Here is an 18570-nt window from a genome sequence, read left to right on the forward strand (position 1 = left end):
AACCAAATTCACCTGACACACTCCCCCATATTGCAATCGTCGCACGGGAGGGGAGAACCGAGCCATGATAGCGCTTTTATTTGCGTTACTTACAGCCACGATGGGACTGAATTACTTTAATCGGACAACAGCGGCCAATGTGCTGTTCTTTTTCACGCTGGCGTTGAGTGTGTATTGGCTGAAATTCCATGCCACCAGCCAACTGACGATCCAATTGTAAGGGGGCCGCGATGACACCGGAACTTTCACGCAATCTCAACGCTCTTGGTATGCTGGCTGTCAGTCTGGTGTTGGTGCTGGCCTATTTCTACCAGCTTAAACTCGATGAACTGCCCTGCCCTCTGTGCCTGTTGCAAAGGGTTGGACTGGTGGCCGTGGGCGTTGGTCTAGGCCTGAACCTGCTGTACGGAGCGCGGCCGCAGCACTATGCGATCATGCTGCTTGCGGCACTGTTCGGCGGCAGCGTCGCCGTACGCCAGATTCTGCTGCATATCGTACCGGGCACAGGTCACTATGGGTCACCGGTTCTGGGGTTGCACTATTATACTTGGTCCGCGATCTGCTTTTTCCTGATCTTGCTGGGTACGGCCTGTATGCTGCTGTTTGACCGGCAATACGCCGAAAACACCCAACAGCCGCGTTTTGGTGGCAGCGTACTGGCCAAAAGCGCGTTCTTTATCATGCTGGGGCTGGCGGCGCTGAATGCGGTCTCGACACTGGTGGAATGCGGGCCTGGAATCTGCGCAGACCCACCCACCAGCTACAAATTGATTGACGAACTGGGCACCGACGGCTGAGGATAGGACAACCTGCCCAAAAGGAGGCACGAGCATGGGACTATTGGGGCAGCCACTTGGCTACTATGACTACCTGACTTTCGTGGCATTGATCCTGCTTCTTGCGGCTGTGATGGCGCTGATCCTGTTCATCATGGGGTTACCGGGGCGGATCGCGATCAAACGCAATCACCCCCATGCCGAAGCCGTCAAGATCATGGGGTGGATGGGTTTTCTGGCTGTTGTGCCGTGGGTGCATGCCTTTATGTGGGCCTTCCACGATGGCGTCACAGTCGACATTCGGCGCACACCTGATGACGAAAAAGATGCGATCCGCAAGGAAATCAAGCGGTTGGGCGGAACGGTGAACGAAGAATACAGCGATCCGCTAGACCCTGACGAGACGCAGAAAAGCTAAGGCCAAAGGAAGTCACAGAATATGTTTGTCGCCCTCGGCATTACGCTGTTCTACATCATTTTCGTCTGGTTCATTTTCTTCAAAGCGAAGTTACTGAAGTTCAACATCACCTGGGGTGTCGTTTCATTCTGGGTCGGCGCGCATCTGCTGCTGATTTTCCTTGTCGCACTGCGCTTTTTTCAACCGTTTTCGCTCGACAGCCACGTAGTACGTTCGACCATCCAAATCGTGCCGCGACTGACTGAGCCGACGATCCTGACCGAGGTGCTGGTCGAGCCGAATACCGAAGTGAAAAAGGGCGATCCCCTCTATCGCTTTGACGACACGGTATTCGCTTTGGAAGTTGAAGAGGCGACCGCTCAGCTGGTGGCAGCCGAGCAGAATGCCAAAATCCTGGAACAGGACGTGATCGCGGCGTCCGAGGCCATCGAGCGCGCAAATGCGCAGCTGGCCTACGCGCTGACCCAACAGGCGCGGTACGAGAACCTCGTGCCTGCTGGTGGCGCAAGGCAGGACGAACTGGATCGCTGGGATGAGCAGGTCACCGAGGATCAGGCACAGGTCAAAGAGGCCGAGGCCAATCTCGAAAAGGCCCAACTGGCGCTGGATTCCCAGATTGACGGGGTCAATACCGGCATCGTTCAGGCGCAGGCACAGCTAGATAAAGCCCAGTATTTTCTTGATAACACGACGATCTATGCACCCGAAGACGGTATGATCGTCTCGCAACAGGCGCGTCCCGGTCTGGTTGTTGGCGATATCCGGTTGGGTGCAATTGCCAGTTTCGTGACCAAGGATAATCCTTACATTCTGGCCACCTATCGCCAGCAGAACCTGAAATTTGTCGAGCCCGGTCAGGAGGTAGAAGTCGCGCTGGACCTTTATCCCGGCGAGATTCTAACCGGCAAGGTCGAAGCAATCTGGTGGGCCACACGTCAGGGTCAGTACCTGCCCTCAGGCCGCCTGCCCGGCTTTGAGTTTCCAAAACTACCGGGTCGCATCGCGGTGCAGATCTCGGTCGACATCCCAGACGGTCACACATTTCCCGCCGGCGGCCACGCGGCGGTCGCCATCTACACCGGTCAGGGCAAAAGCTTTGAATTCCTGCGCCGCATCAATATCCGCCTGTATTCCTTCGCCAACTTCATCCGACCACTGGATATCTGAGGACACATGACATGACCCGGGCCAGACTTCACCGCAGATTGATCGGCACCGCCCTATGCGCGGCCCTGCTGGTCGGCTGCACGCCAGTTGGCCCGGATTTCGTGCGCCCGAACTCTCCGGTCGTGAAAGAATGGATCGAGGTGAACAGCCCCAGCGCCGGACCCAGCGGCCTAACCTCGCGCAGCGCGCCGGTGGTGAAATGGTGGGAGACGTTCAACGACCCCACCCTGAACAAACTGGTGGCCGAGGCTTATGCCCAGAACCTTGATCTACAGGTGGCAGGTGCCCGTGTCCTGCAGGCTCGCGCGCAGTTGGGGATTGCGTTCGGCGAGCTGTATCCGCAATCGCAAGCCATCGGCGGATCAATCGAGCGGCGCCAAATCAGTGACAATCTTGGGCCGATTTCGGATGTAAATCGGATCATCCCCTTAGATACCGAGTTTTCGACATCTCAGGTCGGGTTCGATGCGCAATGGGAGCTGGACGTCTGGGGTCAGCAAAGGCGCGGCGTTCAGGCGGCGCGGTCCAATCTGGCGCTGCAGGTGGCAAATTACGACGACGCACTGGTGACGCTGACCGGCGATGTCGCCGCCCTGTACGTAAATATCCGCGCTTTGCAGGAATCTCTGGCGGTCGCGCGTGAGAACATTCAGCTGCAACAGGCGTCTGCTGATCTGACGCAATTGCGCTTTGACAACGGTGTGACGACCGAGCTGGACGTGCAGGAATCCACTGCCCTGCTGAACAACACCAAGGCGCTGGTCCCCGAAATTGAAAGCGATCTGCAACAGGCCAAGAATGCGCTAGCTGTGTTGCTGGGGGCAACGCCCTCGCGCATGACCAGTCTGCTGGGTAATTCGGGGCGCATCCCTTCAGCCCGGTCGAATGTAGCCGTGGGTGTTCCGGCCGAGCTGCTGCGTCGCCGTCCCGATGTCCGCGCGGCCGAGTTGGCGGCGGCAACGCAATCGGCCGAGGTCGGCATTGCGATGGCTGATCTGTACCCGCAATTCATTCTGTCTGGGTCCATCGGCCTACAAGCCTCGGGCGGGCGGGATTTGTTTTCCGCAGCCAGCACGACCAGTCTGGCCAATGCAGGTGTGGTCTGGAACGTGCTGAACTACGGCCGGATCAAGAACAACGTCCGTGCGCAAGACGCGGCTTATCAAGCGCTGATCGCCAACTACCAAAACACTGTTCTAACCGCCTATTCCGAGGTGGAAAGCGCGATGGTCGCCTATGCCCAATCGCGCAAGCAGGTGGGCTTTTACGAAAACAGCGTCACAGCGTCGCGCAAGGCCGCCCAGATTGCGGTGGATCAATATCGCGACGGTATTGCCGATTATTCCCGCATCCTGAACACTCAGACCGCGTTGCTGCGGTCGCAGGCCAATCTGATCGAGGCGCGGCAACAGGTCTCGAGCAATCTGGTTGCCGTGTACAAGGGGCTGGGCGGCGGCTGGCAGATTCGCAAAAATCAGGAATTCCTGCCTGAAACCGTGCTGGCCGAGATGGCATACCGCACCGATTGGGGCGACCTACTGCAACAAGACCCGACGCGGGCAAGCCTCAACTAATCGCTATTTGGTCAATCCGCGCAGCCCGCCGGAAATCAGGATGTTCACTTCATACAGGATGCGCGGCGCTGCAAAACCGCCCGGGCTGGCCAGATAATTCGGGCTCCATTCCGGGTCGAACTTCTGCTTGAAGGATCGCAATCCTTCAAAGTGATAAAACTGTTCGCCATGCTCATAGACGAACCCGCCGACACGGTTCCAGAACGAAGCCAGTTGCCGGTTCTCGATCCCCGAAAACGGCGCCGCGCCCAGCGAGAACCAGTGGAACCCCTGCTCTGCCCCCCATGACATCATCTCGGCAAACAGCGCGTCCATAATGAAGTTCGAGCCGTCAGGTGCGTAGCGCATCAAATCCAGCGACAGTTCAGATTTATGGCCGCCTTGGAACAGATTGGCAAAAGCCACGATCTTGCCTGTGTCCCCATTTCGCAGCACAGCAAAATCGAAATAGGACAGGTAGTCATCGTCGAACCCGCCTAGGGCAAATCCCTTTTCCTCACCCGCTTTATGCTCGAGCCAGTCGTCAGAAATTTTGCGTAGCTCCGGCAGGACCGGGGTCAGTTCTTCCTTTGGGATGATCTCGAACACATACCCTTCACGCTCGGCCCGGTTCTTGGCCTGGCGGAACCGTTTGCGGGATTTGCCATCCAGCGAGAAATCTTGCAGCGGCACCCGCGCGACCTCACCGATTTTCAAGATGGACAGACCCAGATCCAGAAAGGTTGGCAGATATTTGGTAGAAACGCTGTAAAACGCACAGAGCTTGCCCTCGCGATCCGCCATTTCGCGCAGCTGCCAGATCAGTTGTTGACCGGCTTTTTCATCGCCAACCGGCTCTCCCTTGGTGATTAGAGCGTTGCCGGTGTCGGCATAAGCAAGAAACGCGGATTCATCGGGCGCGATCAGAAACTGCTTGTCACCGGTCAGTGAAATCTGCGCTTCGGTATCTTCGCTTTCCAATGCCAACTGTTCGACGGCAGGCGGTATTTCTGTGCGTACCGGTTCAGGGATTTCCCGCCCGAAGAGTGAGTTCACAGCCACCACACCGAGTATGACCGCTACCACCAAGCTGGAACGCAGGAACCGTGAGGCGTCGCCGCTCCACGCGAAATCCCACCACAGGGCGTTCTGGTATTCGACATGCGAATAGGCAAACAGCCCGATCCAGAAAATGACCGCCAACAGGGCCACTACGCTGACCAGCCACGGGATGTTCAGCCGAAAAATCGACGCGCCGCTGACTCGGTAAAACGCACCCCGGAATGTGGCCAGCACCGCGATTGAGGCCAGCATGCCGATCGCCTCGTGCGTATCCAACCCCTTGGTCAACGAGGCAACGAAACCGGCTACCATCAGCAACATCGCCACGATCCAGGCACGATAAAGTTTGCGGAACAAACCGCGCGAAATCAGGATCAGAAGAACACCTATTGCACTGCCTGCCAGATGTGAGGCTTCGACAAAGGACAAAGGCAGAAAATCTCGCAAAACACCAAGGCTTTGACTGCTGGACGGTAAGGCCCCGGACACCAACAGGATGATCCCGGCAACCGCCGTCACGCCTGCGGCAACCATCGGCACAATCGGCCGGATCGCGCGATAGACCCACGTGGCCGCGCCACTGATATGGTGGCGATGCGTCAGCGCCGAGGCCACAGCAATCGACACGCTGGCAATGACAAAAGGCAGAAATGTGTAGACCAGACGATACAGCAGCAAGGCCGCGATTACGTCAGACCGGCCAGAGGCACCCAAACCTGCGATCAATGTCGCCTCGAACGCGCCAATGCCGCCCGGCGCGTGACTTACAATCCCAACGGCAATAGCCCCAATAAAGATCGTGAAGAAATAGGGGTAGCCGACCCCAAGGTCATCGGGCATCAGGGTATAAAGCACCATCGAAGCGCCAAACAGGTCCCCGATCGCGGCCAGCGTTAGCAAGCCTGCCAGTTTGCCGCCAGGCAAGTTGAACCCAAATCCGCCATAGGCCAACTTGCGCCCGCCACGCGCGAGCCAGAGGAACAAGGCCACCAGCGCGGCCAACAGGCACAGACCGATTATCGTCTCAGTCGTGTCGCTGATCGGTAGAACATTTGAAATACCATCGGGATGCAGGGTAAGCAGTATGCCCAGCAACAGCACCAGCCCGGACCAGAACGCGATCCAAGAGGTCGCGATGACCCCGGCAACCCGGCTTAGGTCCAACCCAAGCGAGGCGTAGATGCGATAGCGGATCGCCGTTCCGGTAATGTAGGAAAAGCCTAGGCAGTTCGATACGGCATAACCACTGGCTCCGGCCATGCCAGCTACGGTCAGGGGAACCTCTCCGTCCGCCACGCTTTGTACGGCCAGCACGTCGTACATGGACAAGGACAAAAAGCTGAAACAGGTCCAGCACAGGGCGATGAACATCAGTTTCCAGGATGTATTTGCCACATCCACCTGAACATCGGTCCATTTCACGTGCTGGGACAGTTCGTGCAGTACGACCAGTGCAATCAACGTCACCAGGATCGGAACCGCAATTCTGACCGCGGGCTTTTCAAGGAACCCGGTGACCCGCTCGGCCAGACGAACGGCCCAAAGCTCTTTGTCTGTCTCCTGCGTGGTCATGGTTCCCCCCTGCTCTGAGGCACTGCAACGATCCTGTGCGTGGATCGGCGACGCAGGGCAACCTTGGCACAATTTCCTTGAACGTCAAAGCACTACAAGGGATCAGACCCGCCCTTTACGCGTGGACAGCAACAGATTGGTCTCGGACCGAGTTATCCCCTCCATCCGCCGGATCTGAAACAAGACCTCGTCCAGTTCGGCCAAAGTTTCGGTGCCGATCTCGGCAATCAGATCCCAACTGCCGTTGGTCGTATGCACGGCGCGCACTTGGCGCAGGGCCGCGATTCTGGCCATCGTGCGTTCGGTCCCGCGGCCTTCGATCTCAAGCATCATAAGGCCCCGCACCGGGCTTTCCGCCACATCCAAACGGGTCAGGACGGTAAAGCCCACAATCTCGCCCGATTGTTTCAGACGCTGCAGGCGGCTGCGCACCGTGGTGCGGGTGACGCCCAGCGTCTCGGCCAGTTCAGACAGCGAGGCCCGCGCGTCCCGGTGCAGCGCATTCAGCAACCTACTGTCCAAATCGTCCATAGTCATTTCTCATTTCGCTTATTGAGGTTTCATTTTGAACATTTTGCTCTCTTTTCGCAACCCACCCTGCGGAACTAAACAAACATATGGACAACAAACACGTTATATTGGTCGGCGCCCCGATGGACGCTGGCAAGCGTCGTCAGGGCTGCCGAATGGGGCCTGACGCCTATCGAGTGGCCGGTCTGGATCAGGCTTTGGCCAATCTGGGTCATCAGGTTTCAGACATTGGCGATGTCCAGCCGGACAGCACGGATGTGGCTGAGGACACACATCTGTTCGCCCTGCCCGAGGTTATCGGCTGGACCAACGCGCTAAGCCGTGCGGCGCAGGAAACTGCCCCCAAGGGTCTGCCGATCTTTATGGGCGGCGACCACGCGCTGTCGATGGGAACCGTTGCAGGGATGGCCGCCCATGCCCAGCAGATCGGACGCCCTCTGTTCGTGCTTTGGCTGGATGCCCATAGCGACTTTCACACCCCCGACAGCACTGGCAGCGGCAACCTGCACGGTACTCCTGTCGCCTATTTCACCGGCCAGGCGGGTTTTGATAATTTCCCAACCGTACCCGCCCCGGTTCCAACAGATCGCGTGGGCATGATTGGCTTGCGCTCGGTCGATCCTGCCGAGCGCGCACGGCTTGAGGAAGATCACGCCATGCTGGCCGATATGCGCAGCATTGACGAACACGGAATCAAAGCCCCATTGAACGCGTTTCTTGATCGGGTCCGGGCGGAGAATGGCATCCTGCATGTCTCGCTGGATGTCGACTTTCTTGATCCCTCGATCGCCCCTGCCGTCGGCACCACCGTCCCCGGCGGCGCTACCGAACGCGAGGCGCATCTGGTGATGGAGCTGCTGCACGAAAGCGGCCATGTCTGCTCTTTGGACCTGGTCGAGCTGAATCCGTTTCTGGACGAACGCGGCCGTACCGCAAAGCTGATGGTCGATCTGGCCGCCTCATTGTTGGGCCGCCGCATTTTTGACCGCCCAACACGGAGCTTCTGATGCACTCTCTGCAAGCCCCCCCTGCCGTCGTGATGATCCGGCCCCATGCGTTTGCTTCTAACCCTGAGACGCGCGACGACAATGCGTTTCAGACATTGGCCAACCGCTCGGCCGCGGCCACCTCTGCTCAGGCGCGTGATGAACATGATCAGGCGGTCGCATTGCTGCGCGATGCGGGTGTAAAGGTTCATGTCTTCGACGATCACGGGGACCTCGACACACCCGACAGCGTATTTCCGAACAACTGGTTCTCGACCCATCCCGGCGGGCATGTGGCGATCTATCCGATGTTTGTACCGTCGCGCAGGCGGGAACGCCGCGCGGACGTCATTGAGATGCTGAAACAGGAATACCGTGTTCAGGACGTGATTGACTATTCCGGGCTTGAGCAGGACAAACTGGCGCTGGAAGGCACCGGAGCAATGGTTCTGGACCACGTCGGCCGCGTCGCTTACACAGTCAAATCCAACCGTGCCGATCCCGTTTTGTTGGAGCGTTTCTGCACCCATTTCAATTATGAGCCTATTGTGTTCGAAGCACATGATGCCGAAGGGCGAGATGTCTATCACACCAATGTTCTGATGGGCATCGGCAGCGAGTACGCGCTGATCTGTCTGGACATGATCACCGATCCGGACCGGCGCGCGACCGTAAAAGCCCGGTTGGAAGAATCCGGTCGCACGGTCATTGACCTGACCCACGAACAGATCGCCGAATTTGCGGGCAATGCCATCGAACTCAGCGGTCGGGATGGCCTGGTTTTGGCGCTGTCGAGCCGGGCGCTTGCCGCCCTGACCCCGGATCAACTCACAACAATCGAAGCCAGCGCAACGCCGCTGCCGCTGTCGGTTCCCACAATTGAAACTGCCGGTGGATCCGTGCGCTGTATGATTGCAGGCATCCACCTGTCCCGTCGATAGGAGACCCCAATGCAACCATCAGAAAAGGCGCTTGTGCCCTTTGTATCCGTCGACAACATGATGCGTCTGGTGCATCACGTCGGGCTTGAGAAGATGATCACCCAAATCGCGGCCCAGATCGAATCCGATTTCAAGCGTTGGGAGAGCTTCGACAAAACCCCACGCATCCCGGCCCACTCACCGCATGGCGTGATCGAATTGATGCCCACATCGGATGGTGAGGCCTACGGATTCAAATACGTGAACGGTCACCCCAAGAACACCTCCGAAGGGCTGCAGACCGTGACCGCTTTTGGCCTGCTGGCTGATGTCTACACCGGCTATCCCACCCTGCTGACCGAGATGACGATGCTGACCGCCCTGCGTACAGCCGCAACCTCGGCACTAGTGGGCAGTTACCTGGCACCGAAGTCTTCGTCGGTTATGGCCATGATCGGCAACGGCGCGCAATCAGAGTTCCAGTGCCTGGCTTTCAAGGCCATGTGCGGGATTGATACGGTTCGTTTGTATGACACCGATCCGAATGCCACCAAGAAATGTGCCGCAAACCTGCAAGGCAAAGGACTGACAGTAGTGCCCTGCAAAACCGCCGAAGAGGCCATCGAAGGCGCACACATCATCACGACCTGCACCGCCGACAAGAAATACGCCACGATCCTGACTGACAACATGGTCGGCCCCGGCGTTCACATCAACGCCATCGGCGGAGACTGTCCCGGCAAAACCGAATTGCATCGTGATATCCTGTTGCGGTCGGAAATCTTCGTGGAATACCCCGAGCAGACCCGTATCGAAGGTGAGATTCAAGCACTGGACGACACCCACCCAGTGACGGAGATGTGGCAAGTCATGACCGGTCAGGCCAAAGGGCGCAGCGACGACCGGCAAATCACCCTGTTCGACAGCGTCGGCTTTGCGATCGAGGATTTCTCGGCCCTCCGCTATATCAAGTCCGCGATTGAGGACACTGATTTCTTTGAACCTTTGGACATGCTGGCCGATCCTGACGATCCGCGCGACCTGTTTGGGATGCTGATGCGGGCAAGCTAAAGAACCCGCAACTGGTATTACCTCGCCCCCGGTTCATCACCGGGGGCTTTTTCTATCCGGCCAGTGACGGCAGGAAGAGGACGATGGCCGGGAACGCCACAAGCAACGCGATGGTAATCGCGTCGGCGATGAAGAACGGTGTCACGCCTTTGAAGACGTCCTGAACGCTCAGGTCCGGGCGCACGCCGGCGACGACAAAGCAGTTCAGGCCAATAGGCGGCGTGATCAGGCAGAATTCGGCCATTTTCACAACCAGAATACCGAACCAGATCGCACACATCGGCCCCGACATGCCAAAGGCACTTTCAGCGGCGCTGACGGCTTCCCCACCGTTCAGAGCCATGACGGCCGGGTACACGACCGGTAGCGTCAGCAGCAGCATTCCGATGGCATCCATGAACATGCCCAACACCGCATAGGCCAGCAGGATGCAAATCAGGATCAGCATCGGCGACATCTCAAGCGAGGTGATCCAGTCCGAAAACGCGCCCGGCAGGTCGGCGAAACCAAGGAACCGCACGTAGATCAGCACGCCCCAGATGATCGAAAAGATCATCGCGGTCAGTTTGGCGGTTTCAAGCAACGCGGATTTCAGCTCGGTCCAGCGCATGCCGTGGAACAGGGCAAAACAGAAGACAATGAAGGCACCGATGGCACCACCCTCGGTTGGCGTGCCCCAGGCCTTTTCTCCGAACGGGTTATAGACAAAGCAGATAATGATCAGGATCACAGCCACAATCGGCAAGGCACCGGGCAAGGACGCAAAGCGCTGTTTCCATGTAAACCCCGTGACCGGAGGCCCAACGGTTTTGAAAATCACCGCTATTCCCACAATAAGCAGCCCATAGATAACTGCCGAAAACGCCCCCGGGATGAACCCGGCCAACAGTAGCTTACCCACGTCCTGTTCAACGATGATGGCATAGATCACAAGAATGGCCGAAGGCGGGATCAACGAGGCCAGCGTACCCCCGGCAGCAACGACCCCAGCAGCGAATTGCTTGTTGTAACCGACTTTCAGCATCTCGGGGATGGCGATGCGGGCGAAAACCGCGGATGTGGCGACCGACGCGCCCGACACGGCGGCAAACCCGGCTGTCGCGAACACGGTCGAAACTGCCAGCCCACCCGGCACCCACGCCACCCAGCGTTTGGCCGCCTCGAACAATGCCTTGGTCAGGCCCGCGTAATAGGCCAAGTATCCGATCAGGATAAAGGTTGGGATCAGGCTGAGCGTATGGGCGGCCACCTTGGAATGCGGCACCTGCCCGGCCGTTTTCACCGCAACTGTTAAGGCTTTGCCAAACCGGTTGGGGTCATATCCGAATTTGGCCCAGAAGATCCACACCAGCCCGACCAACCCGGCAAGCCCAGCGGCAAAGGCGACCCGCATCCCTGTGACGACCAATACAAGCAGGCCACCTGTAACCCACAGACCAATATCTATTGTGTCCATGCGTTAGTCCTGCCCTTCGAATTGCTCAGCCTCGGCAGCGGCCTGCGCCGCAGCATCCTGAATCAACGGCACGGCCACCGGATGTTCGAGCCCCAGCAAAAAAGCACGCCCATATCCCCAGACCTGCAACATCAGCCGCGCGCACAGGACCGAAAACGCCACTGGCGCCAGCAGCTTGGCGGGCCAAAGCGGAATGCCAATGTCAATTGAACTGTCACGGCTCCACAGCGGTGCACCAAAATCGAAAGAGCGGTCGAAATGGGACCAGCTTCCCCAGACCAGTGCCAGCATAAGCACAAGGATCAAAACTACCGAGATCAGTTCGAACAGCCACAAAGCCCGCCCGTGCAGACGCGCGATTACGATATCCATTCGGATATGACCGCCTTCGCGCTGCACGTATGAGATTCCAAGGAAAGCAATCAGCGGCATGGCCTGTTCGATCCAGTCCACATAACCGGGCAAAGGCGCGTTAATCGCGTTGCGGCCACTGACCGAAACCACCGCAAGCACCATAAGGCCAAAAACGGCAAGCCCGCTGATCAATGCCAAAAACTGCTCTAACCTCAAGAGCTGACGATCCAGCCAACTGAGCCGACTGCCGTCCTCAAGCACCGTGGCTTGTCCTGCCATTCCGGTGATCCCCTGTTTTTTGATGAGTGTCCGGGTGCCCGGTCAGGCACCCGGAAAAGGAACTCAGTTTCCGCCGCGCTGTTGCTTCAGCGTAGCTTGAACCAGATCATAGAGGTCCTGCGCTGGCAGACCCTGTGCTGACATATCCGCAATCCACTGTTCACGGATCGGATCGGCTGCCTTAGCACGGAATTCTTCAAGAACGGCATCGTCGATCTCAACTTTTTCAACGCCCTTCTCAGACAAAACGCTATCCCACTGCTCAAGCAGCCCGCCGTAGTTCGCAAGGTAATGATCAATCGCCTCGTCGATCGAACTGTTCAGCGCCTCCTTGTGCTCCGCAGGCAGCGCTTCATAGGCTTCGATATTCACCACCACCGGGCAGTTGACCGTGCCGGGGTTCAGGTTAGCGGTCCACCAGTCGGCTTCATTGATGGTGCCGAAAGACAGGTGAGCGTGTTGGGCAAAGGCAACCGTGTCGACAACACCTGATTCCATCGCGTTGAACGCTTCTGTTGCTGGGACAGAGGTCGGCACACCGCCCACAGCCTCGAACGCCTGCCCCAGGCCACCAGTGGCACGTACACGCATCCCGTCAAAATCCGCCAATTCGTCGCGCGGATCACCAGTACCGACCAGATTGTACTGCGGCATTGGTGAGGTCATGATGATGCGCGCGTTCCACTGCGCCATCTCATCCTTAACGGCCGGGTGATCGTAGACCGCGTGGCTGACAGCCACTTCTTCGTCAAGATTGTTCACGCCCAAAAACGGCAGCTCAAGCACGGTGATCGCTCGGTTCTTGTCGCGGTGATACCCGGCGCAGAATTGAGCCATTTCAAAAGCACCGATTTCAATGCCGTCCAGATTTTCCTTGGGCTTTGACAGGCCACCGTAGCTGACGTTGATGGTGAACTCGCCACCCGTCTTTTCGCCAACCAGTTCGGCCAACTTTTCGACATGTTCAGTAAAGGCGCGCCGCTTGCCCCAAACCGAGGCATTCCATTCGGTTGCAGCAGCCTCTGAGACGAATGCAACACCCAAGGCGGCGACGGCCGCGCCGCTCAACATCTTTTTCATCATGAATTCTCCCTTTGTTGCGCTTCTTCTCCAAGCGCTTGCGATCAAAGCTAGCGCCAACATTGATGTGTGCCAACCCCGGACAAATTCACCAAGCACCAGAAGACAGCGCTAACAACCAATAGGTGTATCCAAGATTCAAAAATTACGGTTGATCATCTGCATCCACCAATCAAAAATTTCATGACACTTACTATTTTGGTTTTATTTATTTTTTTGAAATTCATAGTGGTTTTATTTACTATTATTTGCACACTAACAAAATTTCTTTACAAACAAATCTAAAGATATCGGTAATTTATTTAATTGTTTTCAGTTTCGCTTATTATTTGACGTGGGGAGGAAACGGGTCGACATCGCCCGTTCCGCGGGCAAGATTTGGCCCAGTGAAATAAAGTCCAGAGGGAGGAGCCTCAGAATGACAACCGCTGCTCAAGCAGATGCCAAGGTCTATCCGCCATCCGCAGAAACCGTTGCCCGCGCCCATGTCGATGCCGACGCATACACCCAGATGTACAACGCCTCGATCGAAAATCCTGTGGCGTTCTGGGATGAGCAAGGCAAACGAGTAGATTGGATCAAACCGTATACACAAGTCAAAGATGTCAGCTATGATTTCGGCTCGGTTGGAATAAACTGGTATGCCGACGGCACACTGAATGTGGCAGCCAACTGTCTGGATCGCCATCTGAAAACACGCGGCGACCAGACCGCGATCATCTGGGAGCCGGATGACCCGAACGACGACGCCCAGCACATAACCTATGCCGAGCTGCACCGCCGCACCTGCCGAATGGCCAATATTCTGGAATCTCTGGGCGTTCGCAAAGGTGACCGGGTGGTGATCTATCTGCCGATGATCCCCGAGGCAGCCTATGCGATGCTGGCCTGTGCGCGTATTGGCGCGATCCATTCCATCGTATTCGCGGGCTTTTCGCCCGACGCGCTGGCAGCGCGGATCAACGGCTGCGATGCCAAGGTGGTTATCACGGCGGATGAGGCCCCGCGCGGCGGTCGCAAGACCCCTCTTAAGTCCAATGCGGATGCCGCTCTGCTGCACTGTAAAGACACCGTGAAATGTCTGGTGGTCAAGCGCACCGGCGGCCAGACCACATGGGTTGACGGCCGCGATTTCGATTACAACGAAATGGCGCTTGAAGCGGATGACTATTGCGCGCCCGCCGAGATGAACGCCGAAGACCCTTTGTTCATCCTGTATACTTCCGGATCAACCGGTCAGCCCAAAGGCGTGGTGCATACCACTGGTGGCTATCTGGTCTACGCAGCCATGACGCATCAGATCACCTTCGATTACCACGATGGCGACATCTATTGGTGTACCGCAGACGTAGGCTGGGTCACCGGCCACAGCTATATCGTCTATGGCCCGCTGGCCAATGGTGCGACGACCCTGATGTTCGAAGGCGTGCCGACCTACCCCGACGCTGGCCGTTTTTGGGAAGTCTGCGCCAAGCACAAGGTAAACCAGTTCTATACCGCCCCCACGGCGATCCGCGCATTGATGGGTCAGGGTACCGAATGGGTCGAAAAGCACGATCTGAGCGATCTGAAAGTGCTGGGCACCGTGGGTGAACCGATCAACCCCGAAGCGTGGAACTGGTATAACGAGGTTGTCGGCCAGGGCAATTGCCCCATCGTCGACACATGGTGGCAGACCGAAACCGGCGGTCACCTGATGACCCCCCTGCCCGGCGCACATGCGATGAAGCCCGGCTCGGCGATGAAGCCGTTCTTTGGAATTCAGCCTGTCGTTCTTGACCCGCAATCGGGTGTCGAAATCACAGGAAACGGGGTCGAGGGTGTGCTGTGCATCAAAGACAGCTGGCCCGGACAGATGCGCACCGTCTGGGGCGATCACGAGCGGTTCGAGAAAACCTATTTTGCCGACTACAAAGGCTATTACTTCACGGGCGACGGTTGCCGCCGGGATGAGGATGGCGACTACTGGATCACTGGCCGCGTCGATGACGTGATCAACGTCTCGGGCCACCGTATGGGTACGGCCGAGGTAGAAAGCGCGCTGGTGGCGCACGCCGCCGTGGCCGAAGCTGCTGTTGTCGGTTATCCCCATGATATCAAAGGGCAAGGCATTTATTGCTATGTCACTCTGATGAACGATCGCGAGCCTTCGGATGAGCTTCTGAAAGAGCTGCGCACTTGGGTTCGCACAGAAATTGGCCCGATTGCCAGCCCCGATGTGATCCAATGGGCCCCCGGCCTGCCCAAGACCCGTTCCGGCAAAATCATGCGCCGTATCCTGCGCAAAATCGCCGAAAACGACTTTGGCTCGCTGGGTGATACTTCGACCTTGGCCGATCCGTCGGTGGTCGAAGATCTGATCGAAAACCGCGCAAGTAAGTGAGGATGTGATGGACGCTGCCACGACCACCACCCCCGCCGTTCTGATCCTTCTCGGCCCTCCGGGCGCCGGGAAGGGCACGCAGGCGCGGATGCTCGAAGACACGTTCGGGCTTATACAACTCAGCACCGGCGACCTGTTGCGCGCCGCCGTTGCCGCCGAGACCGAGGCCGGACTTGCTGCAAAGGCCGTTATGGAAGCTGGCGATCTGGTCAGCGACGAGATCGTCATCGCTATCTTGCGCGATCGGCTGGATGAACCGGACTGCGCCAAAGGCGTCATTCTGGACGGCTTCCCGCGTACGACCGTGCAGGCCGAGGCGCTGGACGGTTTGCTGTCGGAGAACGGCCAGAAAATCAGCGCCGCAATCAGCCTTGAGGTCGAGGACGCCGAAATGGTCACCCGCATCTCGGGCCGTTATACCTGCGCAGGCTGTGGTGAAGGGTTTCATGACACGTTCAAGGTCCCCGCGGTCGAGGGCAAATGCGACAAATGCGGCCATACCGAGTTCAAACGCCGCGCCGACGACAACGCCGAAACTGTTGCCTCGCGCCTTGCTGCCTATCACGCCCAAACCGCGCCGCTGATCACCTATTATGAAACCCACGGCGTTCTGCAACGCACCAACGCAATGGGCAAGATCGAAGACATCGCGAGCGACCTCAAGGATATCGTGGGTGGCGCGATGAGTTAAGGGGAGGAGAAAAGCCCCCCAAGGCTTTGATCCAACAAGAGAATACTTCAATGGACCCGCCTTGGCGGACCAGAGGAGTCTTGCCTGACATCATGCTGGTGCCAGGCACAATCGAGAAGCGGCCCAAGTCACTGGAGGAGTTGGGCACGGGCCGCCCAACGAGGAAGCGAAGGAGGAACCCGCAATGGCGGATCAATCAACAAACTCCGCGCAGGCTGCCGAGGCCGACAAGGGCTATTGGCAGGCCAACCTGCGTCTCATCTACATCAGCCTCGTGATCTGGGCGCTGGTGTCTTTTGGATTCGGCATTCTGCTGCGTCCGCTGCTGTCTGGTATCGCCGTTGGCGGCACGGATCTGGGCTTTTGGTTCGCTCAGCAGGGATCAATCCTGGTCTTTCTGGTGCTGATCTTCAACTACGCCTGGCGCATGAACAAGCTGGACGCCGAATACGGCGTGGATGAGGAGTAAACCCCATGGACCAGTTTACTATCAACCTGCTGTTTGTCGGCGCGTCCTTTGCGCTGTACATCGGCATCGCGATCTGGGCCCGGGCGGGTTCCACATCGGAATTCTACGCCGCCGGTCGCGGCGTTCACCCGGTCACCAACGGTATGGCAACAGCGGCCGACTGGATGTCGGCGGCTTCGTTCATCTCGATGGCGGGTCTGATTGCCTTTACCGGCTATGACAACTCGACCTTCCTGATGGGTTGGACCGGTGGGTACGTGCTGCTGGCACTGCTGCTTGCTCCTTACCTACGTAAGTTCGGCAAATACACCGTATCGGAATTCATCGGCGACCGCTTCTACAGCCAGACCGCACGTATCGTTGCGGTGATCTGTCTGATCGTGGCCTCTGTGACTTACGTAATCGGTCAGATGACCGGCGTTGGCGTGGCCTTTGGCCGCTTCCTCGAGGTGTCCAACACATCCGGTCTGCTGATCGGTGCCTGTGTCGTGTTTGCTTACGCGGTGTTCGGAGGGATGAAGGGTGTGACCTATACTCAGGTCGCTCAGTACTGCGTGCTGATCACAGCCTATACCATCCCGGCAATCTTTATCTCGCTGCAGCTGACCGGCACGCCGATTCCGGCGCTGGGTCTTTTCAGTGATACCGCCAGTGGTGAGCCTCTGCTGACCAAGCTGGACGCAATCGTGACCGAGCTGGGCTTTGCCGACTACACAGCGCACCATTCGAACACGTTGAACATGGTGTTGTTCACGCTGTCGCTGATGATCGGTACTGCTGGTCTGCCGCACGTGATCATGCGCTTCTTCACCGTGCCTCGCGTGGCTGACGCCCGTTGGTCGGCTGGCTGGACGCTGGTCTTCATCGCGCTGCTGTATCTGACCGCCCCTGCGGTTGGTGCAATGGCCCGCCTGAACATCACCGACATGATGTGGCCCAATGGTGGCATCGAAGGTGGTGCCGTTTCGGTCGAGGAAATCGACACGGATCCGCGTTATGACTGGATGCAGACATGGCAGAAAACCGGGCTGCTGGATTGGGAAGACAAGAACGGCGACGGTAAAATCCAGTACTACAACGATCAGAATGCAGACATGCAGGTGCTTGCCGAAGAAAAAGGCTGGGTTGGTAACGAGTTGACCAAGTTCAACCGCGACATCCTGGTTTTGGCCAACCCCGAGATCGCCAACCTGCCAGGTTGGGTGATCGGTCTGGTCGCTGCCGGTGGTCTTGCGGCTGCTCTGTCGACCGCTGCGGGTCTGTTGCTGGCGATCTCGTCGGCTGTGTCCCACGACCTTGTCAAAGGCGCGATCAACCCGCAGATCTCGGAAAAAGGAGAGCTTCTGGCGGCGCGGATCGCAATGGCCGTGGCCATCGTTGTTGCAACCTATCTGGGTCTGAACCCACCGGGCTTTGCAGCGCAAACTGTAGCCTTGGCCTTCGGTCTCGCGGCAGCCTCGATCTTCCCGGCGCTGATGATGGGGATCTTCTCGACCCGCATCAACAACACCGGCGCGGTTGCTGGTATGCTGGCAGGTCTGACCGTGACCCTGGTCTACATCTTCCTGCACAAGGGCTGGCTGTTCATTCCGGGCACCAACTCGTTCACCGATGCTGATCCGCTGCTGGGTCCGATCAAGTCGACCTCGTTCGGTGCAATCGGTGCGATGATCAACTTCGGTGTCGCCTACGTGGTCGCTGGTATGACCAAAGAGACCCCGCAGGAGATCGTGGAATTGGTCGAAAGCGTTCGCATTCCCCGTGGCGCTGGCGCAGCTCAGAATAAATGAGCATGATGCGGC

The 18570-nt window shown here is 57.8% G+C and carries 17 protein-coding genes; 12 read left to right on the forward strand and 5 right to left on the reverse strand.

Annotation, left to right across the window (positions count from 1 at the left end; all coding sequences use genetic code 11):
* Positions 1-64: 64 nt before the first annotated feature.
* Genes ACR0AL_RS04485 through ACR0AL_RS04505 form a run of 5 tightly spaced genes read left to right on the forward strand, consistent with a single transcriptional unit; the run spans position 65 to position 3935 of the window.
* Complete coding sequence (locus tag ACR0AL_RS04485) at positions 65-220, forward strand: DUF5993 family protein (RefSeq protein ID WP_170331252.1); 156 nt, start codon at positions 65-67, stop codon at positions 218-220.
* 10 nt (positions 221-230) lie between these two features.
* Positions 231-797: a disulfide bond formation protein B gene (locus tag ACR0AL_RS04490; protein WP_170348436.1), complete on the forward strand. Its 567-nt coding sequence runs from the start codon at positions 231-233 to the stop codon at positions 795-797.
* A gap of 34 nt (positions 798-831) precedes the next feature.
* Positions 832-1194, forward strand: a complete 363-nt coding sequence (locus tag ACR0AL_RS04495; protein ID WP_170348435.1) for a DUF3302 domain-containing protein — start codon at positions 832-834, stop codon at positions 1192-1194.
* A gap of 21 nt (positions 1195-1215) precedes the next feature.
* On the forward strand, positions 1216-2361 hold the full coding sequence (locus tag ACR0AL_RS04500) for an HlyD family secretion protein (protein ID WP_480662106.1): 1146 nt from the start codon (positions 1216-1218) through the stop codon (positions 2359-2361).
* A gap of 11 nt (positions 2362-2372) precedes the next feature.
* The gene (locus ACR0AL_RS04505) at positions 2373-3935 is read left to right on the forward strand and encodes an efflux transporter outer membrane subunit (protein ID WP_480662108.1); all 1563 of its coding nucleotides are present in this window, start codon (positions 2373-2375) and stop codon (positions 3933-3935) included.
* 3 nt (positions 3936-3938) lie between these two features.
* Here the strand turns inward: ACR0AL_RS04505 and mprF are convergent, their stop codons facing one another.
* Both mprF and ACR0AL_RS04515 read right to left on the reverse strand, forming a co-directional pair.
* Entirely contained in the window at positions 3939-6548 is a 2610-nt protein-coding gene (mprF, locus tag ACR0AL_RS04510) for a bifunctional lysylphosphatidylglycerol flippase/synthetase MprF (RefSeq protein WP_480662110.1), read from the reverse strand.
* Between the two features lie 102 nt (positions 6549-6650).
* A complete protein-coding gene (locus ACR0AL_RS04515; protein ID WP_058280995.1) occupies positions 6651-7079 on the reverse strand; it encodes an Lrp/AsnC family transcriptional regulator in 429 nt (142 codons plus the stop codon).
* An 86-nt stretch (positions 7080-7165) separates the two neighbouring features.
* On the opposite strand from ACR0AL_RS04515, the gene rocF reads away from it, so the two are divergent.
* The 3 genes from rocF to ACR0AL_RS04530 are packed head-to-tail and all read left to right on the forward strand — an operon-like array spanning position 7166 to position 10056.
* Positions 7166-8086 (forward strand): arginase, encoded by a 921-nt coding sequence (rocF, locus tag ACR0AL_RS04520; protein ID WP_170374938.1) that lies wholly within the window; start codon positions 7166-7168, stop codon positions 8084-8086.
* Positions 8086-9006 carry a citrulline utilization hydrolase CtlX gene (gene ctlX, locus ACR0AL_RS04525; RefSeq protein WP_480662112.1) on the forward strand — a complete coding sequence of 307 codons (921 nt, stop codon included), beginning with the start codon at positions 8086-8088 and terminating at the stop codon, positions 9004-9006. Before rocF ends, ctlX begins: the two co-directional genes overlap by 1 nt.
* 9 nt (positions 9007-9015) lie before the next feature.
* Positions 9016-10056, forward strand: a complete 1041-nt coding sequence (locus tag ACR0AL_RS04530; RefSeq protein WP_480662114.1) for an ornithine cyclodeaminase — start codon at positions 9016-9018, stop codon at positions 10054-10056.
* Between the two features lie 52 nt (positions 10057-10108).
* On the opposite strand, the gene ACR0AL_RS04535 is transcribed toward ACR0AL_RS04530, so the two are convergent.
* From ACR0AL_RS04535 to ACR0AL_RS04545, 3 genes are all read right to left on the reverse strand, one after another.
* Positions 10109-11512 carry a TRAP transporter large permease gene (locus tag ACR0AL_RS04535; RefSeq protein WP_480662116.1) on the reverse strand — a complete coding sequence of 468 codons (1404 nt, stop codon included), beginning with the start codon at positions 11510-11512 and terminating at the stop codon, positions 10109-10111.
* A 3-nt stretch (positions 11513-11515) separates the two neighbouring features.
* A complete protein-coding gene (locus tag ACR0AL_RS04540) occupies positions 11516-12145 on the reverse strand; it encodes a TRAP transporter small permease (protein WP_226688562.1) in 630 nt (209 codons plus the stop codon).
* Positions 12146-12208: 63 nt separating this feature from the next.
* Positions 12209-13225, reverse strand: a complete 1017-nt coding sequence (locus ACR0AL_RS04545) for a C4-dicarboxylate TRAP transporter substrate-binding protein (RefSeq protein ID WP_170349382.1) — start codon at positions 13223-13225, stop codon at positions 12209-12211.
* Between the two features lie 418 nt (positions 13226-13643).
* Between ACR0AL_RS04545 and acs the strand changes: the two genes are divergently transcribed.
* From acs to ACR0AL_RS04565, 4 genes are all read left to right on the forward strand, one after another.
* Complete coding sequence (acs, locus tag ACR0AL_RS04550) at positions 13644-15608, forward strand: acetate--CoA ligase (protein ID WP_170348426.1); 1965 nt, start codon at positions 13644-13646, stop codon at positions 15606-15608.
* A gap of 7 nt (positions 15609-15615) precedes the next feature.
* Positions 15616-16299, forward strand: a complete 684-nt coding sequence (locus tag ACR0AL_RS04555; RefSeq protein WP_170348425.1) for an adenylate kinase — start codon at positions 15616-15618, stop codon at positions 16297-16299.
* Between the two features lie 184 nt (positions 16300-16483).
* Positions 16484-16768 carry a DUF4212 domain-containing protein gene (locus ACR0AL_RS04560; protein ID WP_170348424.1) on the forward strand — a complete coding sequence of 95 codons (285 nt, stop codon included), beginning with the start codon at positions 16484-16486 and terminating at the stop codon, positions 16766-16768.
* Positions 16769-16773: 5 nt separating this feature from the next.
* A complete protein-coding gene (locus tag ACR0AL_RS04565; RefSeq protein ID WP_170348423.1) occupies positions 16774-18558 on the forward strand; it encodes a sodium:solute symporter family protein in 1785 nt (594 codons plus the stop codon).
* Positions 18559-18570 lie beyond the last annotated feature (12 nt).

The organism is Ruegeria sp. BB1 (genome assembly GCF_056539465.1).